Annotated in this window: 21 protein-coding genes; 14 read left to right on the top strand and 7 right to left on the bottom strand. The window is 65.1% G+C overall.

Features of this window, described 5'->3' with window-relative positions; all coding sequences use genetic code 11:
* The first annotated feature begins 209 nt into the window (after positions 1–209).
* From F0M17_RS01220 to F0M17_RS01180, 9 genes are all read left to right on the top strand, one after another.
* Positions 210–986 (top strand): DeoR/GlpR family DNA-binding transcription regulator, encoded by a 777-nt coding sequence (locus tag F0M17_RS01220; protein WP_073707326.1) that lies wholly within the window; start codon positions 210–212, stop codon positions 984–986.
* Positions 983–1,963 carry a 1-phosphofructokinase family hexose kinase gene (locus F0M17_RS01215; protein ID WP_149596161.1) on the top strand — a complete coding sequence of 327 codons (981 nt, stop codon included), beginning with the start codon at positions 983–985 and terminating at the stop codon, positions 1,961–1,963. Before F0M17_RS01220 ends, F0M17_RS01215 begins: the two co-directional genes overlap by 4 nt.
* On the top strand, positions 1,960–4,005 hold the full coding sequence (locus tag F0M17_RS01210; RefSeq protein WP_149596160.1) for a fructose-specific PTS transporter subunit EIIC: 2,046 nt from the start codon (positions 1,960–1,962) through the stop codon (positions 4,003–4,005). Before F0M17_RS01215 ends, F0M17_RS01210 begins: the two co-directional genes overlap by 4 nt.
* On the top strand, positions 4,002–5,684 hold the full coding sequence (gene ptsP / locus F0M17_RS01205; RefSeq protein ID WP_149596159.1) for a phosphoenolpyruvate--protein phosphotransferase: 1,683 nt from the start codon (positions 4,002–4,004) through the stop codon (positions 5,682–5,684). Before F0M17_RS01210 ends, ptsP begins: the two co-directional genes overlap by 4 nt.
* A 52-nt stretch (positions 5,685–5,736) precedes the next feature.
* Positions 5,737–6,015, top strand: a complete 279-nt coding sequence (locus tag F0M17_RS01200; protein WP_038991974.1) for an HPr family phosphocarrier protein — start codon at positions 5,737–5,739, stop codon at positions 6,013–6,015.
* A 205-nt stretch (positions 6,016–6,220) separates the two neighbouring features.
* Entirely contained in the window at positions 6,221–6,808 is a 588-nt protein-coding gene (locus F0M17_RS01195) for a DinB family protein (protein WP_149596158.1), read from the top strand.
* A gap of 185 nt (positions 6,809–6,993) precedes the next feature.
* Positions 6,994–7,821, top strand: a complete 828-nt coding sequence (locus F0M17_RS01190) for a CPBP family intramembrane glutamic endopeptidase (protein WP_149596157.1) — start codon at positions 6,994–6,996, stop codon at positions 7,819–7,821.
* 212 nt (positions 7,822–8,033) lie between these two features.
* Positions 8,034–9,338 (top strand): MFS transporter, encoded by a 1,305-nt coding sequence (locus F0M17_RS01185; RefSeq protein WP_149596156.1) that lies wholly within the window; start codon positions 8,034–8,036, stop codon positions 9,336–9,338.
* A 103-nt stretch (positions 9,339–9,441) separates the two neighbouring features.
* A complete protein-coding gene (locus F0M17_RS01180; RefSeq protein WP_149596155.1) occupies positions 9,442–10,197 on the top strand; it encodes a polysaccharide deacetylase family protein in 756 nt (251 codons plus the stop codon).
* Between the two features lie 21 nt (positions 10,198–10,218).
* Here the strand turns inward: F0M17_RS01180 and F0M17_RS01175 are convergent, their stop codons facing one another.
* The 3 genes from F0M17_RS01175 to F0M17_RS01165 form a co-directional block, all read right to left on the bottom strand.
* A complete protein-coding gene (locus F0M17_RS01175) occupies positions 10,219–10,650 on the bottom strand; it encodes an SRPBCC family protein (RefSeq protein WP_073707320.1) in 432 nt (143 codons plus the stop codon).
* A 142-nt stretch (positions 10,651–10,792) separates the two neighbouring features.
* Positions 10,793–11,167 carry a hypothetical protein gene (locus tag F0M17_RS01170; RefSeq protein WP_038991978.1) on the bottom strand — a complete coding sequence of 125 codons (375 nt, stop codon included), beginning with the start codon at positions 11,165–11,167 and terminating at the stop codon, positions 10,793–10,795.
* Positions 11,168–11,441: 274 nt separating this feature from the next.
* A complete protein-coding gene (locus tag F0M17_RS01165) occupies positions 11,442–13,097 on the bottom strand; it encodes a thiamine pyrophosphate-dependent enzyme (protein WP_073707319.1) in 1,656 nt (551 codons plus the stop codon).
* A 367-nt stretch (positions 13,098–13,464) separates the two neighbouring features.
* Between F0M17_RS01165 and F0M17_RS01160 the strand changes: the two genes are divergently transcribed.
* Positions 13,465–14,979: a sodium:solute symporter gene (locus tag F0M17_RS01160; protein WP_149596154.1), complete on the top strand. Its 1,515-nt coding sequence runs from the start codon at positions 13,465–13,467 to the stop codon at positions 14,977–14,979.
* Positions 14,980–15,091: 112 nt separating this feature from the next.
* Here the strand turns inward: F0M17_RS01160 and F0M17_RS01155 are convergent, their stop codons facing one another.
* Complete coding sequence (locus tag F0M17_RS01155) at positions 15,092–16,381, bottom strand: adenylosuccinate synthase (RefSeq protein ID WP_038991981.1); 1,290 nt, start codon at positions 16,379–16,381, stop codon at positions 15,092–15,094.
* A 263-nt stretch (positions 16,382–16,644) separates the two neighbouring features.
* Here F0M17_RS01155 and F0M17_RS01150 point away from each other — a divergent pair, with 263 nt between their 5' ends.
* Positions 16,645–17,442 carry a MerR family transcriptional regulator gene (locus F0M17_RS01150; protein WP_149596153.1) on the top strand — a complete coding sequence of 266 codons (798 nt, stop codon included), beginning with the start codon at positions 16,645–16,647 and terminating at the stop codon, positions 17,440–17,442.
* On the opposite strand, the gene F0M17_RS01145 is transcribed toward F0M17_RS01150, so the two are convergent.
* Positions 17,439–18,674 (bottom strand): ROK family transcriptional regulator, encoded by a 1,236-nt coding sequence (locus F0M17_RS01145; RefSeq protein ID WP_149596152.1) that lies wholly within the window; start codon positions 18,672–18,674, stop codon positions 17,439–17,441. The genes F0M17_RS01150 and F0M17_RS01145 overlap by 4 nt on opposite strands.
* Positions 18,675–18,804: 130 nt before the next feature.
* On the opposite strand from F0M17_RS01145, the gene xylA reads away from it, so the two are divergent.
* From xylA to F0M17_RS01130, 3 genes are read left to right on the top strand one after another with little or no spacing between them, the layout of a single operon-like run.
* Positions 18,805–19,992 carry a xylose isomerase gene (gene xylA / locus F0M17_RS01140; RefSeq protein ID WP_149596151.1) on the top strand — a complete coding sequence of 396 codons (1,188 nt, stop codon included), beginning with the start codon at positions 18,805–18,807 and terminating at the stop codon, positions 19,990–19,992.
* Positions 19,993–20,033: 41 nt separating this feature from the next.
* A complete protein-coding gene (gene xylB, locus F0M17_RS01135) occupies positions 20,034–21,488 on the top strand; it encodes a xylulokinase (RefSeq protein ID WP_149596150.1) in 1,455 nt (484 codons plus the stop codon).
* Positions 21,489–21,521: 33 nt separating this feature from the next.
* Entirely contained in the window at positions 21,522–22,055 is a 534-nt protein-coding gene (locus F0M17_RS01130) for a TetR/AcrR family transcriptional regulator (RefSeq protein ID WP_149596149.1), read from the top strand.
* Between the two features lie 9 nt (positions 22,056–22,064).
* Here F0M17_RS01130 and F0M17_RS01125 read toward each other — a convergent pair whose 3' ends face one another.
* Together F0M17_RS01125 and F0M17_RS01120 are read right to left on the bottom strand one after the other, a co-directional pair.
* Positions 22,065–22,688, bottom strand: coding sequence for a thymidine kinase (locus tag F0M17_RS01125; RefSeq protein ID WP_066144123.1), 624 nt, complete (start codon positions 22,686–22,688; stop codon positions 22,065–22,067).
* A 105-nt stretch (positions 22,689–22,793) separates the two neighbouring features.
* Complete coding sequence (locus F0M17_RS01120; RefSeq protein WP_149596148.1) at positions 22,794–24,176, bottom strand: amino acid permease; 1,383 nt, start codon at positions 24,174–24,176, stop codon at positions 22,794–22,796.
* Between the last annotated feature and the right edge of the window lie 8 nt (positions 24,177–24,184).

Here is a 24,184-nt window from a genome sequence, read left to right as displayed (position 1 = left end):
TTTTCCCGCGGCTCATTCGGCAGGAACGTACAGTTCACCTGCGCAATCATGCGCGATGCAATTTCCTCGCCTTCCCCCGAAACCCACTTAAAACCAAATAAAGCCAAGATTTCCCTAGATTTTTACTTGACGATGCCACGCAATCGGGCATAAAGTCATGGAAACACAGATTGATGTGTTGCAGGTCATGAGGAATTGCGGAGGCAAGAATGTTCGCCGAAGAACGACACCGGCTGATCGTTGGGCAGCTCGAAGCTGACGGGAAAGTAACCGTCGCCGAGCTCGCGCAGCGCTTCGACATCACCCGGGAAACTGTGCGGCGGGATCTGGCCCAACTTGAGTCCGAGAACTACCTTCGCCGCGTCCACGGCGGAGCGGTTGCCATCACCGAGGCGAGCACCCGCGAGGAAAGCTACGTGGTGCGCACCGCCATCCATTCCGAGCCCAAGGCCCGCATCGCCCAGCGCGCACTGAGCCTGCTGCCGGTCTCCGACGCCTCAGTTGTCATCGACGCGGGAACCACCACGGAAATCCTGGCCGAGCGCATGCTCAAAAGCGCCGCGGGCAACGGCCTGGTGGTCATCACCCATGCCCTGCCCATCGCCGCTGCCCTGGTCCACAGCCCGGATATCGCCTTGGAGCTGATCGGCGGGCGGGTCCGCGGCATCACCGGCGCCTCCAGCGGAGCCCGCACCGTGCAGGAATATTCCCAGTACCGGGCGGACATCGCCTTCATCGGCACCAACGGGCTGCATGCAGGATTCGGCCTGAGCACCCCGGACCCGCTGGAAGCCGCCGTCAAGCGCGCCCTGGTCGCCAGCGCCCGCCGCGTGGTGCTGCTGGCCGACGGATCCAAATTCGACCAGGAAACCCTGGTCTGCTTTGCCCGGTTTGAAGACATCGACACCCTGGTCACCGACCAGCAGCCCGGCGAGGAGCTCGCTGCCGCGCTGGAAGCCGCGGATGTCGAGGTGGTGATCGCATGATCATCACGCTGACCGCCAATCCGGCACTGGACAAAACCATCGAGCTGGGCGAGCCGCTGGCTCCCGGTGCCGTGCAGCGCGCTGTGGCCAGCCATGTCCAGGCGGCAGGCAAGGGAGTGAACGTCTCGCGCGCCATCGCCGCGGCGGGTGGCGCCACCTTGGCCGTGCTGCCCGGAGCCAGCACCGACCCGCTGGTCACCGCGCTGGCCCACGACCAGCTGGCTCACCGGAACCTGCCGATCGCCGAAGCGCTGCGCACCAACACCACCCTGACCGATCCCGATGGCACCACCACCAAGATCAATGAGCCAGGTCCCGCCCTTGATGCGCAGCAGCTGGCCGAGCTCGGCGAGCTGGTCGCCGAAGCGGCCGCCGGCGCCAGCTGGTTGGTGATGGCCGGCTCGCTGCCGCCGGGAGTTCCCGCCGGCTTCTATGCGCAGCTGACCTCAAAATTGCGCGCGGCCCTGGGCGCAAAGTGCCCGAAGATCGCCGTGGACACTTCCGGCGCACCGCTGCTCGAGCTCTTTGCCCACGGCCAGCAGCACATCCCAGACCTGGTCAAGCCCAACGCCGAGGAACTGGCGCAGCTGGCTGGCGGCTACAGCGAAGCGGCACTGGAAGGCTCCATCGAGCTGGCCGCCAGCTGCGCGCAGCAGCTGCTGGACCGGGGCGCCGGCGCGGTGCTGGCCACGCTCGGGGCACAGGGCGCGCTGCTGGTCACCAAGCAGGGCGCCTGGCATGGTTCGCACACCCCGATCATCCCGCGCAGCACCGTGGGGGCTGGCGATTCCTCGCTGGCCGGCTACCTGCTGGCCGATGCCGCTGGGGCCAGCGCCCCTGAACGGCTGAGAAACGCCGTCGCCTACGGAGCTGCGGCAACGCAACTGCCTGGCTCCACCATCCCGACAGAATCCGATCTCACCGCTGGCGCCGTAACCGTCAGCGAACTTACCTCAACGCAAGGAACCGAGTCATGAGTGAACTAATCACCGCAGAGCTCGTGCTGCTCGACGCCGACCTGGGCAACAGCACGAGCGAGGTCATCGAGAAGCTGGCCCTGCTGGTGGCCAACCAGGGGCGCGCCACCGATGCCGCCGCCCTGGCCGCCGATGCCAAGGCCCGCGAAGCCAAGACCGCTACCGGGGTGCCCGGCGGCATCGCCATTCCGCACTGCCGTTCGGCAGCGGTGACCGAGCCGACCCTGGCCATGGCCCGCCTGGAACCGAAGGTGGACTTCGGCGCCAAGGACGGCGAAGCCGACCTCGTGTTCTTCATCGCCGCCCCGGATGGCGCCGACCAGGCCCACCTCAAGCTGCTCTCCAAGCTCGCCCGCGCCCTGGTGAAGAAATCCTTCACCGCTTCGCTGCGCGAAGCCGGCAGCGAAGCCGAGATCGTCGAGCTGATCCGCGCGGTTGTCTCCGACGCCCCGGCGGTCTCCCTCCCCGACGCTTCCCTGGCTGCCAGCCCCGCCGCGCCGGCCGCCCCGGCCGTTGCCACGAAGAAGATCATCGCGGTCACTGCCTGCCCCACCGGCATCGCGCACACCTACATGGCAGCCGATTCGCTGGCCCAGGCCGCCGGCGAAATGGGTGTCGACTTCGCGGTGGAAACCCAGGGCTCCTCGGGTTCCACCCCGCTGGATCCGGCGGTCATCGAAGCCGCCGACGCAGTGATTTTCGCGGTGGACGTGGATGTGCGCGACCGCGGCCGCTTTGCCGGCAAGCCGGTGATCCAGGTTCCGGTCAAGCGCGGCATCGACGAGCCGGAAAAGCTGATCAATGACGCCATCGCCGCCTCCCAAGATCCCCAGGCACGCCGCGTTCCCGGGAGTGCCGCCGCGTCCAGCGAAGAATCCGCCGGCAGCGAATCCTTCGGCGCAGGCCTGAAGCGCGCACTGCTCACCGGCGTCTCCTACATGATCCCGTTCGTCGCCGGCGGCGGCCTGCTCATCGCCTTGGGCTTCCTGCTTGGCGGGTACTCGATCAGCGGCGTGGCCGATGGCGTGCTGGGTTCCAGCACGCTGTTCAACCTGCCCGGCGCCGATGTGATGTCGCAGCTGGATGCGCCGTTCGGCCCGCTGGGTGCCTATCTCGGCGCCGTCGCGTTCAAGATCGGTTCGCTGTCCATGTCCTTCCTGGTTCCGGCACTGGCAGGCTACATCGCCTACGCCTACGCGGACCGCCCCGGCATCGCCCCGGGCTTCACCGCCGGCGCGGTGGCAGGGTTCATGGGCGCCGGATTCATCGGCGGCATCATCGGCGGCCTTATCGCCGGCCTGGCCTGCCGCTGGATCAATTCCTGGTCCGTGCCGCGCTTCATGCGCGGACTGATGCCGGTGGTCATCGTGCCGTTGCTCGGCTCGATCATCGCCTCCGGGCTGATGTTCCTCTTCCTCGGCGGGCCGATCGCCAAGCTGACCCTGGCGCTGAACGACTGGCTTTCGGGCATGTCCGGCGTCGCAGCGGCCGTGCTCGGCCTGATCCTGGGCCTGATGATGGCGGTGGACTTGGGTGGACCGGTCAACAAGGTGGCCTATTCCTTCGCCGTGGCAGGCCTGGGCACCGGCTCGGTTGCGGAGAACCCCGCCCCGCTGATGATCATGGCGGCCGTGATGGCGGCCGGCATGGTTCCGCCGCTGGCCATGGCGCTGGCCACCGCGCTCTCGCCGAAGCTGTTCACCGCCGCCGAGCGCGAAAACGGCAAGGCGGCCTGGCTGCTGGGCGCCGCCTTCATTTCCGAAGGCGCTATCCCCTTCGCCGCGGCCGACCCGCTGCGCGTCATCCCGGCTTCCATGGTGGGCGCCGGGGTCACCGGCTCGCTGATCATGAGCTTCGATGTGCTCTCCCAGGCACCGCACGGCGGCATCTTCGTCTTCTTCGCCATGGATAACACCTGGCCGATGTTCCTGCTGGCCACCGTCATCGGTACTCTGGTTTCCGCGGCGCTGGTGATCGTCCTGAAGAAATATGTCCGCAAGGCCCCCGCGGGAGCCGTTGAAGAGGCAAAGGCCGCAGCATGAGCCAGGCATTCACCGGAGTAGGCGTCAGCGCCGGACGGGTCATCGGATCCGTGCGCCGCATGCCCGAACCGATCCTCCCGCCCGCAGACGGCGCCCCTTTGCCGGCAGGCTCCAGCCCGGAAGCCGAGGCCGAGCGCCTGGCCGCGGCCGCGCAAGCGGTTGCCGCGCAGCTCAAGGAGCGCGCGGCGCAGGCCACGGGCGATGCCCAAGCGGTGCTCAAGGCCACCGCGCTGATGGCCAGCGACCGCACCCTGCTCAAGTCCGCCACCAAGCTGGTCGCCTCCGGCACCTGCGCCGAATCGGCCATCTGGGAGGCCGCCGATGCGGTGGCCACGCAGCTGTCGGCCCTCGGCGGCTACATGGCCGAACGCGCCGGCGACGTGCTCGACGTGCGCGCCCGCATCGTCGCGCAGCTGCGCGGCGTGCCCGCACCGGGCATCCCCGACTCGGATGAGCCGTTCATCCTGGCCGCGGTGGACCTGGCTCCGGCAGATACCGCGACACTGGATCCGGCGAAGGTGCTGGCGCTGGTCACCTCCGATGGCGGGCCGCAATCGCATACCGCCATCATCGCCCGCTCGCTGGGCCTTCCGGCCGTCGTGGCGGCGCCCGGCACCACCGCGCTGGCCGATGGGGACCAGGTCTTCGTCGACGGCATCGACGGGCTGGTCATCGCCGATCCCGGAGCAGCCGAAGAGCACCTGGCCGCCACCTACGCCAACCGCGAGGAGCTGCCGGAGTTCTCCGGCACCGGCCAGCTTTCTGACGGGCACCATGTCCCGCTGCTGGCCAATGTGGGCAGCGGCGGCGACGCGCAGCTGGCAGCCGCGGCGGGAGCCGAGGGCGTGGGCCTGCTGCGCACCGAATTCTGCTTCTTGGGCAAGGACAAGGAACCTACCCGCGAAGAGCAGGTCGAAGCCTACGGTGCGGTGTTCGCCGCCTTCGGCGGCCGGAAGGTCGTGGTGCGCACACTGGATGCCGGGGCCGACAAGCCGCTGCCGTTCCTGACCGATGCCAGCGAGCCGAACCCCGCCCTGGGCGTGCGCGGCTACCGCACGACCCTTGCCAGCCCCGGTGTGCTCGAACGCCAGCTCGAAGCCATCGCGCAAGCCGCCAGCGAGCACCAGGCCGAGGTCTGGGTGATGGCACCGATGATTTCCATTCCATCCGAAGCGCAGCAGTTCGCGCAGCTTGCCACGGCAGCCGGGCTGGACACCGCCGGGACGATGATCGAGGTCCCTTCGGCGGCCATGCTGTCAGGCCAGATCCTGCAGCGCTGCGATTTCGTCTCCATCGGCACCAATGACCTGACCCAGTACACCATGGCGGCGGACCGCCAGCTCGGTGCCCTGGCCGAGCTCAACGACCCCTGGCAGCCGGCCGTGCTGCACATGGTGGCCGCCACCGCCGCCGGTGCCAAGGCAGCTGGTGGCAAGCCGGTTGGCGTGTGCGGCGAGGCCGCCGCCGACCCGGCCCTGGCCGTGGTGCTGGTGGGGCTGGGCGTGAGCACCCTGTCCATGAACAAGCGGGCCCTGGCACCGGTCGCCGCGGTGCTGCGCACCGTGGATCTGGCCACCGCCCAGCGCCTGGCCCAGCTGGCCCTGGACGCCGAGTCCGCAGAGGCGGCACGCAGTGCCGTGCGCGCGCAATTGGGCGAGCTGGACCGCTTTGGCCTCTAGGCCCCCGGAATTTACCGCAATCAACCATTCACGAAAACCCGAAGGAGCCATCATGGCAGAACGTACAGCAATCATCGGAAGCCGCGTCGGACTGCATGCCCGCCCGGCAGCCATCTTCGCCGAGGCCGCGGCCGAAGCGCCCGTTGAGGTCACCATCGCCCACGAGGGCGAACCCGCCGACGAGGCGCTGGACGCGTCCAGCATCCTCTCGCTGATGGGCCTGGGCGCGGAATACGGTTCCACCGTCGTGCTGCGGGCCGAGGGAGAAGGGGCCGAGGCCGTCCTGGAGCAGCTGGCCGCCATCCTGGAAACCGACCACGACGCCGAGTAGTTTCCAGCGGTTTCCCGGGGATCATGCGCCATCGCATGGTCCCCGGTTTCTTTGAATCCCGCTCATTGGTGATTTGAACTCAATCACTGGATATGCCCCTAATTAGGAGGAGGGGCTCGGCGCGGGAGCAGGCGGTCCCGCCGCCATATGTTCCAGGGCAAGCATCCTTCGGGACATTGAATCTGCGTGACACTAGACTCAGCACATGGCAATTGACAAAAGTGGCCAAGGGGCCCAATTACGCGAGTATCTGAACGATGCCCGCGAAGCAATCTTGTGGAAATGCGAAGGATTGAGCGATGCCCAAGCACGGACGCCGCTGACAGCAACAGGCACCCACGTCATGGGGTTGCTGCTTCATCTGGCCGTCACCGAAGCCGGGTACTTCATCGAATGCCTTGGGCAGAAGATTGAGAATCCCCTGATCCGAGACATCATGGCAGACGATGACGCCCAGGCCGATTTCCGTCCGCCGTCGAATATGACCTTGGCTGATGCCATGAATCTGTACCGTGAGGCAACCAGCGCAGCCGATGAGGTTCTGGATCATTCTGAACTGAATTCCCCTGCCGTTGTTACATGGTGGGGAACGCATCGGCACACGACTGTAGAGCGTCTCTTGATCCATATGATCGCCGAGTCCCATCGCCATGCAGGTCACATGGACATCGTGCGCGAGCAATTGGACGGTTTCGTCGGGTTGCGCCCCGCAGCTCCCAACATCCCAGATCTGACGCCCGCACAGTGGGACGAAGAACGCTTGCGGCTGCGCGGAATTGCCGACAACGCATAACTCGTCAACAACCGGCTGGTCTTGCCTAGAGCAGGAATACCCAGCCGGCAGCTGATGGTTTTCAGATGAGACCGCTGGCAAATCCCATACTGACCACCACGGGTGAAGGCCGCGACCCATCGCTGGCCATGACGACGTAGCAACTCTCGATTGCCATGTTCTGCTAACGGAAGCAACGCTCAACGATGACAGATTCTGAACCGGTTACTGTACAAGAGCTTCGGATACCATTACCCCTTTGGACGGTTCTGATTCGCATTGCCTCCATGATCGGAGTCCTGGTAGCTGCGTTGCTGCTCGCGGTGGCCCTGGCCAACTCATCCGACCCGACCTCATATGGGAGCCTGCGGACCCGTATCCTCAGTGGACTTGTCATTTCTGGCCTCATTATCGCTATGCTCCTGGCCCTCATTCGTTGTTCAGGGCACCGCGGACTCGACGTTGCCGGTTTCACGACAGCCGTAGGGGACTTGCGAGCGTTCTGCCTGGGCTTCATTGCGTGGTCTGTGCCCGCGGCCGCGACATTCTTTGTTCTCGCGCTACTCGGCAGCCCATTGCAGGTCGCAGCGCCCTCCGCCGAATTCTGGCTTGTGCTTGTCCTGCTCTTCTTCGCGGTGCTCTTATCTGAGGCGATCCCCGAGGAACTTGTGTTTCGCGGGTACGTGTCCGCGGTTCTTGCTGAGCGGTTGTCCTCGTGGTGGGTCATCGGAGTGCAGACTGCGCTCTTCGTTGCTACTGCGGTCCTGCTCCGCGGCGGAGCCAACCCGCTCGACGTGTCATTGTTCGCTGCCATGGGATTTGTGCTGGGCTATGCTCGACTCGTCACTGGCAGCGTGTGGACTGCCGTCGGTATCCACGTCGCTTTCCAAACCGCATCCCAACTCGTCTTCACCCATAGCATCATCAAGTTCGACGGTTCACCGGAACTCGCGATGATCGCGCTCGGCGCGGTGCCGTTCACGGGGCTCGCTATCCTGGCCTCGGTTCCTGGTATCGGGAGAACCCGCGAGTAAGGAACTGTTGATAGTACGATTCCGCCTCAATCACGGACGAGGCCGGGGCCGATGGCGAAGGAGCCGAAGCTACCCTGGTGCAGCTGGCCGCCATCCTGGAAACTGATCATGACGCCGAGTAGCTCCCAGAAATCTTTTAATCCCACCCAGTGATTGACAGAACTCAATCACTGGATGGATGATAATTCCTACGCACTACCGCAGGAGCTTTCATGAGCGCGCTCAAAACCTCTGCGCTGCGCCTCATCAAGCCGTTCGCCTACCGCGACTACGCCCTGCTGGCCAGCGCTCTCGTCTTCTCCACCTTTGCCGCCGGCATGTGGGCCGTGGCAATGGTCTACCAGGTGCGCCGCTTGGGCGGCGGACCGATGGAGCTGTCAGCAGTGGCCACCGCGAGCGCCGCCGGGCTGCTCTGCTTCGTGCTGCTCGGCGGGATCATGGCGGACCGCCATTCCTGCCGGCGGATCGTGATGCTGGTCGAGGCGCTGTCGCTGGCGGTCATGGGCGTCACCGCGCTGCTGGCCATCACCGAGGTCCTGCAGCTGTGGCACCTGATCCTCGCCGGCTTCTGCACCGGGGCAGGTTCGGCCTTCTTCTACCCGGCCTACTCCGCACTGCTGCCCAAGATGCTGCCCGCCGAGCAGCTGCTGGCCGCCAACGGGCTGGAGGGAACCGCCCGTCCGGTGGTGCACACCGCCCTGGGACCGATGGCCGCAGGCTTCGTGGTGGCCGCGCTGTCGCCGGCGCATGCCATCGTCGGCATCGCGGTGGTCCACCTGGCGGCGCTGCTGATGCTGCGCCGGATCCCCAACCGCAAGGCATACAACGCGCCGGGGCCAGTTGACGGCCAGGGGCAGCCCGGGATGCTGCGCCAGCTGCGCGAGGGCATCGGCTACACGGTGCGCACCCGCTGGCTGCTGTGGACGCTGCTGTTCTCTGTCATTTCCGTGTTCACCTTCATCGGCCCCTTCGAGGTGCTGCTCCCGTTCATTGTCAGCGGCAACCTGCACGGGGATGCGCAGCTGTTCAGCTTCGCCCTGGCCTTCTTCGGCCTCGGTTCGGCAATCGGCTCGCTGCTGGTTGCCTCCGCGAAATTCCCGCGGCGCTACCTGAGCCTGATGACCGCTTGCTGGTGCCTGGGCACCCTGCCCCTGGCTTTGGTGGGCTATGTCGATGAAGCCTGGATGCTGTTCGCGATCCTGCTGGCCTTCGGCATCACCGACGCCGTGGGCATGGTCATCTGGGGCACCCTGCTCCAGCGCCGGGTGCCAGGCCATCTACTCGGACGGATCTCCAGCCTGGATTTCTTCGTCTCGCTGGCGCTGATGCCGCTGTCCATGGCGGCCGCCGGGCCCTTGACCCAGGTGCTCAGCCTGCAGGCTATTTTCATCATCGCCGGCCTCGCCTCGCCATTGTTCGGAATCATCGCCTGGTGGGCAGGGAAATTTGCCCACGACGAGATCGCGCATCCGCTCTCGGACCCAGTCCCGGCCGCGCTGGACGGCGAGCGCGGCTGAGAAGCTCCGGCCAGCTGGCGTTAGGCGAGCACGGATCGAATTCCCAGCGGCTTTGGGCGTGTAGGTCCCGGGCATCGCTGCGGGATGGCGAGATGGTGGAAGGATGATTTCCCGTTTGCCCGGCGTGGCGCGCCGGTCCCTGCTGCTGCCGCTGTCACTGGCCTGCCTGGTTTCATGTTCCCCGGTATCTGCACCTGCGCCCGATGCGCAATCGACTGCCTCTGCGACCAGCGAGCAGGTGGACTGCACCGTGGCCCGCTGCGTGGCGCTGACCTTCGATGACGGTCCCGGCCTATACACCGGACGGCTGCTCGACGAGCTGGAGGCGGCGGATGCGCCAGCGACCTTCTTCCTCGTCGGGAAGAACATCGCCAAGTACCCCGAGACGGTCAAGCGCATGGCTGCCGAAGGCCACCAGTTGGGCAGCCACACCTGGGACCATGCGGATCTCACGTCGCTGACCCGGGAGCAGATCGAGCATGAGCTGGGGTGGACCAGCGATGCGGTAGAAAAGGCTGCCGGGAAGAAGCCGACCGTCTTCCGGCCTCCCTATGGGAGCCACGGCGCCGTTTATGATCGACTGGTTCCCTACCCGTTGGTGCTATGGGATGTGGACACCCTGGATTGGAAACACCATGATCCGAAGAAAACCGTGCGCATCGCCATGGACGAAGTCCAGCCGGGATCGATCATCCTGATGCATGACATCCATGAGAGCTCGGTCAAGGCCGTGCCGGATCTGGTGAAGAAATTGAAGGCCGCTGGCTACACCCCGGTCACCGTGGACCAGCTCTTCAATGGCCAGCTGGAGAACTCGAAGGCCTACGCCTCGGCGCCGGCTCCCGGCTCTGCCAAATAGCTGCCCGCCAACGGCTGCCGCTCAGGGAGCCTGCTCTGCGTAGAGCCGCAGCTGGTCCAGCTTGTCGCCTTCGCTTTCACGGATATTCGCCGCCAGCTCCTCGCACTGCTCCACTGTCAGGTCCGGATTGATGATCGCCACCTGCAGCACTACCTCGGTGTGCCCCGCGTCATCCTTCAGGTCGTAGCGGTAGGAGAGCCCATCGGGATTTTCCGAGGTATGCAGGATCAACAGGCGGTTCTCAATCAGGTCATGGACGCGATACACGCGTTCATGCCCGGCCACGCGGTACACCAGGTTGGTGCCGACCTTGAGTTCCGGGTCGTCCGAATGCATGGAACCGATCCCATGGATCCACAAGGGTGCCGCCGCCCAATCGGTAAGCAGCTCCCAGACACGGTGCACCGGCAGGTGGATGACCACGGTGCTCTCGAAGACGCTGAACTGGCTCATATGCGAATAGTGCCACCCTCGGCGGCCAAATGGAATAGTTCCATGGCTGTTGCCATGCGATCCATTTCCCGCTATCCAACGGCAAAGGCCGGCACCCAGCGAGCATGGTGCTGCCGGGTGCCGGCCTTAGCCGGGGGAAGACTTACCAGTCTTCGTCGCCGTCGTCATCTGCCTCGGAGATGCCCAGTTCGGGCTCGTTCTCGAGGTCGAAGTTGTACCAGGCCTCGGTGAAGTCGGCCATAGCGTCCAATGCGTCCTGCGCGTCGGAATCCAGCACCTCCATCGCCTCAGGGCTGTTGAGCACTGCGGTCACTGCGAGGAACGGGTGATTGTCGAAGTAATCGGTGGGGGTGGCATCCCCGTTGAACGTCAGGTTCTCGCTCTGCGCGAAGAGTTCGACGTACTGGGCCACTGCCTCAGGCAGACGGGTCAGGTTAATGCCAGTCAGGGACTCATTGTAGATTTCAGCAGTCGCGTCGGCCCACTGCTCAATGAGCTCTTCGCTCATCTGTGCCATCAGATTATCCACCTCGTGGTCGGGGTTCTAGTGCTCACGGGATTCTGTAGCAATTCATCTTATTTCCTCAGCGGGCGCGTGCCAAGACAGAACGGCCCGCGCGGTTGTGATCTTCTACGCGCTACGGCGGTGGCCCGAAGCTGGCCGCTGGACAGTACCAGGTTCGGGCCTGCCTCGGCTTCCTGGTTAAAATCGTCCAGCGGGCATCGTCCAAAACGATACCCGCTGGAATTGCGCATCGCAGACCAGACGGTTTGCTGAAGAGAGCAAGCGCCTAGTAGGCCTTGACGCCTTGCTCCACCACCAAGTGGATCAACGCGAACTGCTTATTCTCGTCGATAGCCCGCAGCGCACTTGCCAGTGCCGCCGGAACATCTGCATCATCCTCGACGCGGACGCCGAAGCCGCCGAAGGACTGCGCCATCAACGCGAAGTCGGGATTCAGCAGCTGTGTTCCGGAGACACGTTCCGGGTACTGGCGTTCCTGGTGGGTGCGGATGGTTCCGTACTGCTGGTTGTCCATGATGATCACCAGCGGGGTGGCGCCGTACTGGGCGGCAGTTGCCAGCTCCTGGCCGTTCATCAAGAACTCGCCGTCACCGGCGATGCTCACCACGCGGCGGCCCGGGTAATTCAGCGATGCGGCGACGGCCGAAGGGATCGAGTAGCCCATGGAACCGTTGCGTGCCGAGAGCATGGAAGCGTAACCGTTGGTCGGGAAGTAGCGGTGGGCCCAGTTGGTGTGCTCGCCGGCACCGAAGGTCACCATCGCATCTTCCGGAAGGGATTCGACCAGATTGGCCATCATGGTGGCCATCTTCGCCTGGCCTTCGGATGGCTGGGCTGGTGGAAGCTCGGCGAACTTCTCCTGCTCGCCACGCATCCGCGAGGTCCATTCCTTCCAGGATTCCTTGACCGGCAGATCCATCAGCAGCAGGTCGCGGACGAAGACATCCGGCTTGGCGACAATCTGGTGCGACACCGGGCCGGAACGCCCGCGCAGCGACGGGTCGATGGTGACGAGGAAGTTCTTCTTGTCCCAGTTCTGGCGGACGTTGAACCCGTCGGTGATGACATCGCCGGGAACCGTGCCGACGAAGATCAGCAGGTCAGTTTCCTCCAGCAGATCATAGGTCGGCTTGGGGCGGCCGTAGCCGATCGGTCCGACATAGGATGGCGAGCTGAAAGGCACGGTGCCCTCGCAACGCCATTCGGCAGCGGCCGGCAGGTCGTGCTCCTCGAGCCAGCGGGTGAAGTCCGCGGCACCCTCGTGGGACCAGTCGTTGCCACCGAAGATGAACAGCGGCTTGTCTGCTTCCTGCAGGGCGGAGTTCAGCGCCTTCCAGTCGGTTACGGTCATGCCGCCGGTGGCCACCGGGATTTCCGGGTGGATTTCGGCAGAAATTTCGTTGCGGATGATGTCTTCCGGCAGGCCGACAACCACCGGGCCGGGGCGTCCGGACATCGCGGCGAACATTGCCTCGGCGACGACTTCGCTGGCGCGATCGGCGTGGTCCAGAATCATGACGCGCTTGGCGCCGGTGCCGAACCATGCCTTCGGATCGAATTCCTGAAAGGCTTCCTTTTCACGGTGCTCGAACGGGATCAATCCCACGAACAGCACCAGCGGGGTCGAGTCCTGCCATGCGGTATGCAGGCCGACGTGGGCATTGGCAGCTCCGGGTCCGCGGGTCACCATGGCAACGCCGGGGCGCTGGTGCATCTTGCCTTCGGCTTCGGCCATGTAGGTGGCTCCGCCTTCGTGGCGGCAGACCACGGTTTCGATTGGCGAGTTATGCAGCCCGTCCAGGACATCCAGGTAGCTTTCACCCGGTACTACGTAGGCTCGTTCCACGCCGTGCGCGGCAAGCGTGTCGACAATGACGTGTCCGGCCGACTTCTTCGTCAGGCCCTGACCTTTTTCACTCATCTTCTAGGCGTCTTTCTGGTTTCGAGAAATCATCTGACGCAACGGCGGGGAAACGGCCCTGCTGGCCAAGGATGCAACGCTGCGTCAACCTGAAACAGTACTAAACAAGCTGCGACTGCACACATTGCCGGTCGAATGCTACGCATATGTGACACGATGCCGTACGTGAATCATATTTCGATGCAAAATGTCTAGAAAGTTTCACTGGATGGAACAGTTTGATTCATCACATTACGGCTGGCGCGAGCCGGGCGGCAGGCAACAATTGCCAATTCCATTGATCGGCGGCCTGAGCGCGAGTAGCCTATGGTGCAACAAAAGTTTACTTACGGTAAGCGCTGCATGCGCCCGGACATCGAGGTTCTCCATGGAATTCATCAACGGCGCAATTGTCGCCGCCTACCTGGCCGCTATGCTGGCCTTTGGCTGGTGGGGCAAGTCCCGCACCAAGAACAGCAGCGACTACCTGGTGGCCGGCCGCCGCCTCGGCCCGTTCCTCTATACCGGAACCATGGCCGCAGTGGTGCTTGGCGGCGCCTCCACCGTGGGCGGTGTGGGCCTGGGCTACAAGTGGGGCATTTCCGGCATGTGGCTCGTGGTCGCCATCGGCGCCGGCGTGATCCTGCTGTCGCTCGCATTCGCCCCGACGCTGCAGAAGCTCAAGGTCTTCACCGTTTCGCAGATGCTCTCCCTGCGCTATGGAAGCCAGACAGCAACCAACACCTCCGGCATCGTCATGCTGGCCTATACGCTGATGCTCTGCGCCACCTCCACCAGCGCCTACGCCACCATCTTCGTGGTGCTCTTCGGCTGGGAGAAATGGCTGGCCATCGCCATCGGCGGCGCCATCGTGGTCGTCTACTCGACCATCGGCGGCATGTGGTCCATTACCCTGGCCGACCAGGTTCAGTTCATCATCAAGACCATCGGCATCTTCGCCCTGATGCTGCCATTCTCCATGCATGCCGCCGGCGGCCTGGACGGCATCCGCGAACGCATCGGTGCAGAATTCTTCGACATCACCGGCATCGGCGTGCAGTCCATCATCACCTACTTCGTGGTCTACACCCTGGGCCTGCTGATCGGCCAGGACATCTGGCAGCGCGTGTTCACCGCGAAGACCCCGAAGGTCGCCCGCTGGGGCGGTACCACCGCCGGGATCTACTGCATCGTCTATGGCATCGCCGGCGCGCTCATCGGCATGGCGGCCAAGGTCGCCCTGCCGGATATCGCCGGGGCGGCAGACAACAAGGACGTGGTCTACGCCGAGGTCGCCACCCAGCTGCTGCCGGTAGCCGTGGGCGGATTGGTCATGGCCGCCGCCGTGGCCGCGATGATGTCCACCGCGTCGGGCGCGCTGATTGCAGCGGCTACCGTGGCCCGTACCGACGTGACCCCATTCGTGGCCAGCTGGTTCGGCAAGGATATCCAGGTGAACACCGATCTGAACCCGGAGCACGACGTGCGGGCGAACCGCATTTGGGTGCTGGTCCTCGGCATCGTCACGGTGACCCTGGCGATCCTCGTCGACGACGTGGTCGCCGCGCTGACCATCGCCTACGACATCCTGGTCGGCGGCCTGCTGGTGGCCATCATCGGCGGCCTGCTGTGGAAGCGCGGCAACGGCGCGGGCGCAACTGCGTCCATGGCCGTGGGCACCGTGGTCACGCTGGGCACCATGATCATCTTGGAGATCCAAGCTGAGAACAAGTTCGATGGCGTCTACGCCAACGAACCGATCTACTACGGCCTGATCGCCTCCGCGGCGACCTTTGCCGTGGTCTCCGCTGTCACCAAGGCCACCGATTCCAAGGTGCTCACCCAGTGGAACTTGCGGGTCTCGGGCAAATCCAAGGAAGAAGGCGTCAGCGTCGAACCGTAGCCGCTCCGCTGGCGGAAGGTTCTCCTCTGGGCACCGGTACTCCGCTTATGACAGGTATGAGGAAACCCCCAGCAGGATGCTCCTACTGGGGGTTTCCGCGTAACTGTCGGAACTAGTCGTTGATCAGATCGTGGCGCACGATGGTCTGGTCGCGGTCAGGACCCACGCCAATGGCGGAGATCCGGGTGCCGCTGATCTTCTCCAGGGCCAGGATGTAGTTGCGGGCGTTCTCCGGCAGGTCTTCCAGGGTCTTGGCCCCGGAGATGTCCTCGGTCCAGCCCGGGAAGTACTCGAAGATCGGCTTCGCATGGTGGAACTCGGTCTGGGTCATCGGCATCTCGTCGTGGCGCACGCCATCCACGTCGTAGGCCACGCAGACCGGGATCTGCTCGATGTTGGTGAGCACGTCCAGCTTGGTCACGAAATAGTCGGTGAAGCCGTTCACGCGCGAAGCGTGGCGGGCCAGCACCGCGTCGTACCAGCCGCAGCGGCGCGGGCGGCCGGTGTTCACGCCGTACTCGCCGCCAGTCTTCTGCAGGTAGATGCCCATGTCGTCGAACAGCTCGGTGGGGAACGGACCGGCACCCACGCGGGTGGTGTAGGCCTTGATGATGCCGATCGAACGGGTGATGCGGGTCGGGCCGATGCCCGAACCCACCGAAGCGCCGCCGGCGGTCGGGTTGGAAGAGGTCACGAACGGGTAGGTGCCGTGGTCCACGTCCAGGAAGGTGGCCTGGCCGCCTTCCATCAGCACGACCTTGTCCTCGTCCAGCGCCTTGTTCAGCTCGTAGGTGGAGTCGATGACCAGCGGGCGCAGGCGCTCGGCGTAGGACAGGAAGTACGAGACGATTTCCTCGACCTCGACGCTGCGGCGGTTGTAGATCTTGACCAGCAGCTCGTTCTTCTGGCGCAGCGCGCCTTCGACCTTCTGGCGCAGGATCGATTCGTCGAAGACGTCCTGCACGCGGATGCCCAGGCGTCCGACCTTGTCCATGTAGGCGGGACCGATGCCGCGGCCGGTGGTGCCGATGGCCCGCTTGCCCAGGAAGCGTTCGGTGACCTTGTCCATGGTCTGGTGGTAAGGGGCGACCAGGTGGGCGTTGGCCGAAACGCGCAGCTTGGAGGTATCGGCACCGCGGGACTCCAGGCCATCGATCTCTTCGAAGAGGGCCTCAAGGTTCACCACGCAGCCATTGCCGATAATCGGAGTGGCATTCGGGGAAAGAATGCCGGCTGGAAGGAGCTTGAGCTCGTACTTCTCGCCGCCTACGACCACTGTGTGCCCGGCGTTGTTGCCACCGTTTGGCTTCACTACGTAGTCGACCTTGCCACCGAGCAGGTCGGTAGCCTTTCCTTTGCCTTCATCGCCCCATTGGGCTCCGACGATCACGATTGCTGGCATGGGATCCTCCCCCTTGCTTTAAGCAGCGGTTGCGGCGTGCTTAGCGCCGTCCCGGCACGGTGCCGGGCAAAAAATATGCCCCTGTCCTGCTCACTGAAACCCGGAGGTCCGTTGCAAGAGTTAGGGGCTCTTACGACCAAAGTTTACCGAAACGATTAGCGAATCTCGAGCTGTAGGTCACGGAGCCGGGGTTATTCGTGGATATCCGCGGCTTTTTCAAGCAAACTTGACCCTGACACTGTGTGAGGGCGGAGAACTGAAGCATGTTATCCATCGGCGCGTTTGCGCAAATCGGCCAGGTGACCCACCGCATGCTGCGGCACTGGGATACCGCCGGCGTGCTCAAACCCGCCCACGTGGACCCGTTCACCGGCTACCGTTCCTACGACCCCTCCCAGCTGCCGCGCTTGCACCAGATCGTTGCGCTGCGCGAACTGGGATTCGGGCTGGAGGAGGTGTCCTCGATCCTGGATCAGGGAGCCACCGCGGAAGAAATTGCTGGGCACCTGCGGCACCGTGCTGCGCAGGTCGAGGCCGAACACCGGCTCGCCACGCAGCGGTTGCAGGATGTGCAACGGCGCCTGCGCTTGATCTCGAAGGAGAAACTCATGTCACGCATTGAAATCATCCATAAGCCGCTGCCTGCGGTACGCCTGGCCGCCGGCCGCTTCACGGTGGCCGAGCAGCCCCAGATCGCCGGGCTGATCGGTGGAGTGTTCGACCGTGTCGCCCAGGCATTGCAGGGCCAGAGCCTGGCCACGCCAATTGCGCAGTACACCGGCAGCGAGTCCGGAATGGAGGTCATTGCCGGGTATGCCAGCACGGCTGACACCGTCGACGGCGCCGAAATCATCGAGCTGCCCGCGGTTCCCGAGGCCATCTGCGGAATGCATCTGGGGGCCATGGACAGCATCCACGAAAGCTGGCAGGCGGTGCATGACGAGGTGCTGGCCCGCGGGCTGGTGCCCTCCGGCCCGTGCCGCGAAGTGTATCTGCGGGCCGCGTCGGAAGACCAGGCCGATTGGGTGACCGAGCTGCAGCAGCCGGTCAGCGCACCCTAGGCCACCAGCTGGTGCGGGGCTTCGAGCAGGTCCCCGACCACGCTTCGCGCCGCGCCGGCCAAGGCGCCGGCCTGCCCCAGCGGCGAGCACGCCAGCTTGGCTTCGCTGGCGATGCCCGGCGCGTGGGCCTGCAATGCCTCATGGACCGCCGGCAGCAGCCACCGTTCCAGGGCGGCGAAATGCCCGCCGAACACCACGGTGGAGATATTGAACAGGCGCAGCGTGGAGGCCAGGGCGATGCCCACCGCGGTTCCGGCTTCGGCCACCGCGCGCAGCGCTTTTTCTTCTCGCCCCTCCAGGGCCCGGTAGAAATTGCCGATGCGCTGCTGGCGCGAGAGGCCGTGCGCGGAATCGGCCGATTCGGCGGCCGCCAGGATTGCTTCCTGGCCGGCCACGGTTTCCAGGCAGCCCTGTCCGCCGCAGCTGCAGGGATTGCCTCCCGGCTGGATCACCACGTGGCCCAGTTCGCCCGCGTGGCCCTGCGGGCCGGTGAAGAGTTGCGCGTCGATGACCACGCCGCCGCCGATGCCCACTTCGCCGGAAACGAACAGGAAGTCCCGCTGGCCCGGCTCCATCAGCTGCAGCTGCGCCAGCGCGGAGGCATTGGCCTCATTGAACAGGCGGACGCGGGTCTTCGGCTCGGCCAGCAGCTTCGCGGCATCCAGCACCTGGTCCGCCCAGCCCAGGTTCGGGGCCTGGAGCACCATGAATTTTTCCTCGTCCACCAGGCCCGGCACGGCGAGCGCCCCGCCCAGGATTTCAAGTCCCTGGGCCGTGGCTGCCTGCTGCATCTCGGCACTCAGCTCGCCGAGGGCAGCCATGACCCGCTCGGTGGTGGCTGTGCCGTTGGCGCGGGCGACGATCCGGTGATCCAGCAATTTCCCGGACAGGTCGACCAACCCGGCGGAGATGTAGTCGACATTGATTTCCATGCCGATCACGCAGCGTGCCGGGTTCAGCACCAGCCCCACCGAGGGCCTGCCGCGTTCACCGTCGCGGTGCACCCCGATTTCGATGACCAGGCCGGTTTCCAGCAGATCCGCAACCAGGCTGGATACCGAGGCCTTGGTGAGCTTGCTGCGGGCCGCGATATCGGCGCGGGACAGGCGCTGGCCGCTGGCGGCCCCGGCAATCACCGCAAGCACCCTGGCCAGGTTCGCCTTGCGGACATCCCCCACGCTGCCCGGCGCCGTGGACGGCGCAGGCTGGGTTTTGGCTGTTGTCGTGCGCATGCCTGCTCCTGGGAAATTGGCGACCGGACTGATGTTCTTCGCTATTGACTCTAGCGCATGGCCACCCATATAGTTCAGGACATAAACTAAATGGTGGAAGCCACCCCACCCCGATCCGAGGATGCATCCCATGACCCTTCAGCCAACCGCCGCCGACCGCTTCACTTTTGGATTGTGGACCGTGAGCTGGACCGGCGCCGACCCCTTCGGCGTCGCCACCCGCGAAAACCTGGACCCGGTGGAAGCTGTGCACAAGCTGGCCGAGCTCGGCGCCTACGGCATCACCTTCCACGACAACGACCTGGTTCCCTTCGACGCCACCGAGGCGGAACGTGAACAAATCCTGGCAGGCTTCCGCACGGCGCTGGAGGAAACCGGGTTGAAGGTCCCGATGGTGACCACCAACCTGTTCAGCCACCCGGTGTTCAAGGACGGCGGCTTCACCTCCAACGACCGCTCGATCCGCCGCTTCGCGCTGGCCAAGGTGCTGCACAACATCGATCTGGCTGCCGAAATGGGTGCCGAAACCTTCGTCATGTGGGGCGGGCGCGAAGGCAGCGAATACGATGGCTCCAAGGATTTGGCCGCGGCGCTGGACCGCATGCGCGAAGGCGTGGACACCGCTGCCGGCTACATCAAGGAAAAAGGCTACAACCTGCGCATCGCGCTGGAGCCGAAGCCCAATGAGCCGCGCGGCGACATCTTCCTGCCCACCGTCGGCCACGGCCTGGCCTTCATCGAGAAGCTTGAGCACGGCGACATTGTCGGGCTGAACCCGGAAACCGGACATGAGCAGATGGCCGGCCTGAACTTCACCCACGGCATCGCCCAGGCGCTATGGGCCGGCAAGCTGTTCCATATCGACCTCAACGGCCAGCGCGGCATCAAGTACGACCAGGACCTGGTCTTCGGCCACGGCGACCTGGCCAGCGCCTTCTTCACCGTGGACCTGCTGGAAAACGGCTTCCCGAACGGCGGGCCTACGTACGATGGCCCGCGCCACTTCGACTACAAGCCATCGCGCACCGACGGCTACGACGGTGTGTGGGACTCGGCCCAGGCCAACATGTCGATGTATCTGATGCTCAAGGAACGCGCCACCGCATTCCGCGCAGACCCCGAGGTACAGGAGGCCATGAAGCTCTCGGGCGTGTTCGAGCTGGGCGAAAGCACCCTGGGCGCCGGCGAGAGTGCGCAGCAGCTAATGGCCGATGCGGCGAGCTTCGCCGACTTCGACGCCAACGCCGCCGCGCAGCGCAATTTCGCGTTCGTCCGCCTGAACCAGCTGGCCATCGAGCACCTGCTCGGCGCCCGCTAAAGATCCAGCACCCGCCCACCGCAGAAAGCAGCCGAAGAACCATGACGCTCGTTGCCGGCATCGATTCCTCCACCCAGTCCTGCAAGGTGGTGATCCGCGACGCCGCCACCGGTGCGCTTGTCCGTTCCGGGCGGGCCGCGCACCCCGAGGGCAGCGAAGTGGACCCCGAAGCCTGGTACAGCGCATTGCAGGAAGCGATCGCCCAGGCCGGGGGCCTGGATGACGTGGACGCCGTCTCGGTGGGCGGGCAGCAGCATGGCATGGTGGTGCTCGACGCCGACGGCGCGGTGATCCGCCCGGCGCTGCTGTGGAACGACACGCGCAGCGCGCAGGCGGCCAGCCAGATCATCGCCGAAGCCGGCCAGGGCGATGCCGCCGCGGGCGCCAAGTACTGGGCGCAGCGCACCGGCACCGTCCCGGTCCCCTCGATCACGCTGGCCAAGCTGCGCTGGCTGAAGGATCATGAACCTGCGAACGCGGCCAAGGTCGCGGCCATCTGCCTGCCGCACGACTGGCTGTCCTGGCGCCTGGCCGGCTACGGCCCGGGCTCCGGGGCGGCCGGCCTTGCCGCACTGCGCACCGACCGCTCGGATGCCTCGGGCACCGGCTACTACCGCGCCGCAGAAAACGCCTATGACTTCAAGGCACTGGAGCAGCATCTGGGCCACGCCCCGATTCTGCCTACGGTCGCTGGCCCGCTGGAGGCCATCGGCCGCACCGCTTCCGGCGCACTGATCGGTGCCGGCGCGGGCGATAACGCCGCGGCCGGCTTGGGCGTAGGCGCCACGGTGGGCGACGTGGTCATTTCTTTGGGCACTTCCGGCACCGTTTTCGCGGTCGCCGATTCACCCGCGGCCGATGCCTCCGGGGTGGTGGCAGGCTTCGCCGACGCAACCGGCAACTACCTGCCATTGGTATGCACTTTGAACGCCACCCGCATCTTCGATGCCACCGCCGGCCTGCTGCAGGTCAGCCTCGAGGAATTCAATGACCTGGCGCTGTCCGCCTCCCCCGGCTGTGACGGCCTGGTGCTGCTGCCCTACTTCGACGGCGAGCGCACCCCGAACCTGCCAGAAGCCACCGGCTCGCTGCACGGCATCACCCGGGCCAACTACACTCCCGCAAACCTGGCCCGCAGCGCCGTGGAAGCCGTGGTCTGCTCCCTGGCCGACGGGCTGCGCGCGCTTGAAGCGCAGGGAGTGCAGGCCCAGCGCATCATCCTTGCCGGCGGCGGCGCGCAATCCCCCGCAGTCCAGCAGATCGCCGCCCAGATCCTCGGCCTGCCAATCCTGCTGCCCGTCCCGGGCGAATACGTGGCCGATGGCGCGGCGCGCCAGGCGGCCGGCGTGCTGGCCGGGGAATTCCCCGACTGGGCCCAGGACACTGCCGAGCTCCCGGCGAGGGAACCTGCCCCGCAAATTCTCGAACGCTACCGCGCACTGGCTTCCAGCCAGTTCCGCAACGATTTCCTTGCCCGCACGGAGCTTGGCGCCTGAGCGCGCACCGGCGGTGCGACTAGACTTGTCACCATGGCATTGACTCAGTTAACGGTCGTGGACACCGCGGTTGGCATCCTGCAGCAGTTCGGGCTGGCTGACTTGTCCATGCGCCGGTTGGCCAAGGAACTCGATGTCCAGGTCGGCGCCCTGTACTGGCATGTGAAGAACAAGCAGGAGCTGCTGGCGCAGGTTGCCGCCCAGCTGCTGAACACCCCTGAGTTGTCGGTGGCTGCCGCCGACTATGCTTCCCCTGCCGAGGCAATCCTCCAGCTGGCGCGCAAGCTCTACCTCGCATTGCTGCCGATCCAGGACAGCCCCGAGGTCATTGAAGTCGCCACCGCCATGCAGGCCACCGAACTGCAACCGGTCCTGCAGCTTCGCGCCCTGCTGGAAGCGGCGGGCCTGGCTGCCGAGAACGCCCGCCATGGGCAGCAGCTGATCCTGAACCACGTGCTCGGCTCGGTGGCCTACCGGCAGAACCTCGTCCAGCTTGATGTCGACGCACCGCTGGCTGACGGCTTCGATTGGGGCCTGCAGCGGGCAGTTGCCGGCCTCATCGGCTAGCTCGCCAAGCTAGCCCAGGTTGCCGCCGGACGCTTCCAGATAGCAGGCGGCGCACAGCGACTCGTACCAGACCTCTTCGCCGTCGATCGCGACCTGGTCCCCGTCAAAGACAATCGTCTCCCCCGAGCGGCGGGTATTGAACATGGCCTTGCGCCCGCAGCGGCAGATCGTCTTGAGCTCTTCAAGCGAGTGCGCCAGCTCCATCAAGCGCGCCGAACCCGGGAAGGCACGGGTGCGGAAATCAGTGCGGATGCCGTAGGCAAGCACCGGGACATCATCGAGCACGGCAATGCGCAGCAGGTCATCGACCTGGGCGCGGGAAAGGAATTGCGCTTCATCCACCAGCAGGCAGGCCACCGGTGGCGCATCCACATGCGGCAGCAGGGCATCGGGGTCATCGCCCAGGCTGTGGGCCGCGAACTTCTCGCGCAGGTTCTCTTCCGGGCCCACGCTGAAGTCGACCTCGCGTTCGATGCCGAGCCGGGAAACGATGGAGCTCTCGCCCTTGGTATCGATCCCGGGCTTGGCCAGCAGGATGCGCTGGCCGCGTTCCTCGTAGTTGAAGGCGGCCTGCAGCAAGCTCGTGGATTTGCCCGAGTTCATCGCTCCGTAGCGGAAATACAGCTTGGCCACCATTGCTCCTCGATAGTTGCGGCACCTGCCAACTGGCACGCCCTTTAAGATCTTAGTGCCCGTGCCGCCGTTCTCCAGTGGAACAGCACGCGGCAGCCAGCTCCGCTACTTCGCCGCCGGCTGCTTCTTCCCGTCGAAGACCAGCTTGTAGAGCATCGACATCACGATCACGAAAGGCACACCGAAGATCAGCGTGTACTTGAATTCCGGCACGAAGAACGAGGTTACCAGCAGGCCGCCGAGCAGCACTGCGCCGAGCATCGAGGCGGCCGGGTAGCCCGGCAGTTTGAATTCAAGTGCTGCCTTCTCCAGGCGCACCTGGCGGCGGAAGGACACATGGGTCAGCAGGATCATGAACCAGGTGGCCAATGCGCCGAAGGTGGCCAGCGACATCATGATGCCGAAGCCTCCCTCCGGGACCATCGCATACACCCCTGCCGCCACAGCGATGCCGCCGGCTGACATCCACACCGCGTGCACCGGTGCGCCTGCGCGGTTGGTCCGGTGCGCCAGGCGTGGCGCGTGGCCGGAATCAGCCAGCGAATGCAGCATCCGGGTGGCCGCGTAGAGCTGGGCGTTCATCGCCGAGAGCGCGGCGATGATGAGCACGAGGTTCAGCACCGAGTCGGCGAACGGGATGCCAATCTGCGACATCACGGTGACAAATGGCGAACCGCCAGCCAGCAATTCGCTGGTTGGGGCCACGGCGAGGATCAGGGACATGGTGAACACGTAGAAGAGCAGCAATCGCAGGAAGGAGACCTTGAAGGCCTTGCGCACCGCGAACTTCGGCTTCTTCGCCTCGGCGGCGGCAATGGAGATCGCCTCGACGCCCATGTAGGAGAAGATCGCTACGATGACAGCGCTCCACATGCCGAACGGGCCGTTGGCGAAGAAGCCGCCCTCGGCCGAGTAGTTGTGGAACCCGAACTGGTCGCTGGGGTCGTGGAAGACCAGCCAGAGGGCGATGATGATGAACGCGATCACCGCGAAGACCTTGATCGCGGAGAACCAGTATTCGGTGGTTCCGAAGATCTTCACGCTGGAGAAGTTCACGCCCAATAGCGCGGCCGAGAAGACCAGGACCCACACCAGCCCGGGGATTGCGGGGAACCAGTACTGCATGTACTCGCCCACCGCGCTGACTTCGGTGCCCACGGCGAAAATCAGCGCCGACCAGTACAGGTACTTGGTCAGGTATCCGGCAAACCGTCCCAGATAGCGTTCGGCATAGACGCCGAAGGAACCTGCCACCGGCTGCTTGACGGTCATTTCAGCCAAGGCGCCCATGACCAGCAAGGCGACGACGCCGCCAATGAGGTAGCTGATGATCACCGAAGGGCCGGCCATGGCGATGGCGAGCTTGCTGCCGGCAAAAAGGCCGGTACCGATGGCGCTGCCCAGCGCGATCATGGACATCTGCCCAGGAGTCAGCGACTTCTTCAACCCCGAACCGACTTCAGTGGCGCGTACCGGCTGCTTGCCCAACGATGCTC

The sequence above is a fragment of the Glutamicibacter sp. ZJUTW genome (assembly GCF_008370855.1).
Lineage (GTDB): Bacteria > Actinomycetota > Actinomycetes > Actinomycetales > Micrococcaceae > Glutamicibacter > Glutamicibacter nicotianae.
The sequence above is the reverse complement of the archived record's forward strand: the minus strand, read 5'-3'. Positions and strand labels throughout refer to the sequence as shown.

Coding starts and splice junctions, on each gene's coding strand:
- F0M17_RS01160 (WP_149596154.1), top strand. CDS start 13,465: ATGGAATTCATCAACGGCGCAATTGTCGCCGCCTACCTGGCCGCTATG.
- F0M17_RS01215 (WP_149596161.1), top strand. CDS start 983: ATGATCATCACGCTGACCGCCAATCCGGCACTGGACAAAACCATCGAG.
- F0M17_RS01150 (WP_149596153.1), top strand. CDS start 16,645: ATGTTATCCATCGGCGCGTTTGCGCAAATCGGCCAGGTGACCCACCGC.
- F0M17_RS01130 (WP_149596149.1), top strand. CDS start 21,522: ATGGCATTGACTCAGTTAACGGTCGTGGACACCGCGGTTGGCATCCTG.
- F0M17_RS01165 (WP_073707319.1), bottom strand. CDS start 13,097: ATGAGTGAAAAAGGTCAGGGCCTGACGAAGAAGTCGGCCGGACACGTC.
- F0M17_RS01200 (WP_038991974.1), top strand. CDS start 5,737: ATGGCAGAACGTACAGCAATCATCGGAAGCCGCGTCGGACTGCATGCC.
- F0M17_RS01145 (WP_149596152.1), bottom strand. CDS start 18,674: ATGCGCACGACAACAGCCAAAACCCAGCCTGCGCCGTCCACGGCGCCG.
- F0M17_RS01170 (WP_038991978.1), bottom strand. CDS start 11,167: ATGGCACAGATGAGCGAAGAGCTCATTGAGCAGTGGGCCGACGCGACT.
- F0M17_RS01195 (WP_149596158.1), top strand. CDS start 6,221: ATGGCAATTGACAAAAGTGGCCAAGGGGCCCAATTACGCGAGTATCTG.
- F0M17_RS01155 (WP_038991981.1), bottom strand. CDS start 16,381: ATGCCAGCAATCGTGATCGTCGGAGCCCAATGGGGCGATGAAGGCAAA.
- ptsP (WP_149596159.1), top strand. CDS start 4,002: ATGAGCCAGGCATTCACCGGAGTAGGCGTCAGCGCCGGACGGGTCATC.
- F0M17_RS01175 (WP_073707320.1), bottom strand. CDS start 10,650: ATGAGCCAGTTCAGCGTCTTCGAGAGCACCGTGGTCATCCACCTGCCG.
- F0M17_RS01180 (WP_149596155.1), top strand. CDS start 9,442: ATGATTTCCCGTTTGCCCGGCGTGGCGCGCCGGTCCCTGCTGCTGCCG.
- F0M17_RS01190 (WP_149596157.1), top strand. CDS start 6,994: ATGACAGATTCTGAACCGGTTACTGTACAAGAGCTTCGGATACCATTA.
- F0M17_RS01210 (WP_149596160.1), top strand. CDS start 1,960: ATGAGTGAACTAATCACCGCAGAGCTCGTGCTGCTCGACGCCGACCTG.
- F0M17_RS01220 (WP_073707326.1), top strand. CDS start 210: ATGTTCGCCGAAGAACGACACCGGCTGATCGTTGGGCAGCTCGAAGCT.
- F0M17_RS01185 (WP_149596156.1), top strand. CDS start 8,034: ATGAGCGCGCTCAAAACCTCTGCGCTGCGCCTCATCAAGCCGTTCGCC.
- xylA (WP_149596151.1), top strand. CDS start 18,805: ATGACCCTTCAGCCAACCGCCGCCGACCGCTTCACTTTTGGATTGTGG.
- xylB (WP_149596150.1), top strand. CDS start 20,034: ATGACGCTCGTTGCCGGCATCGATTCCTCCACCCAGTCCTGCAAGGTG.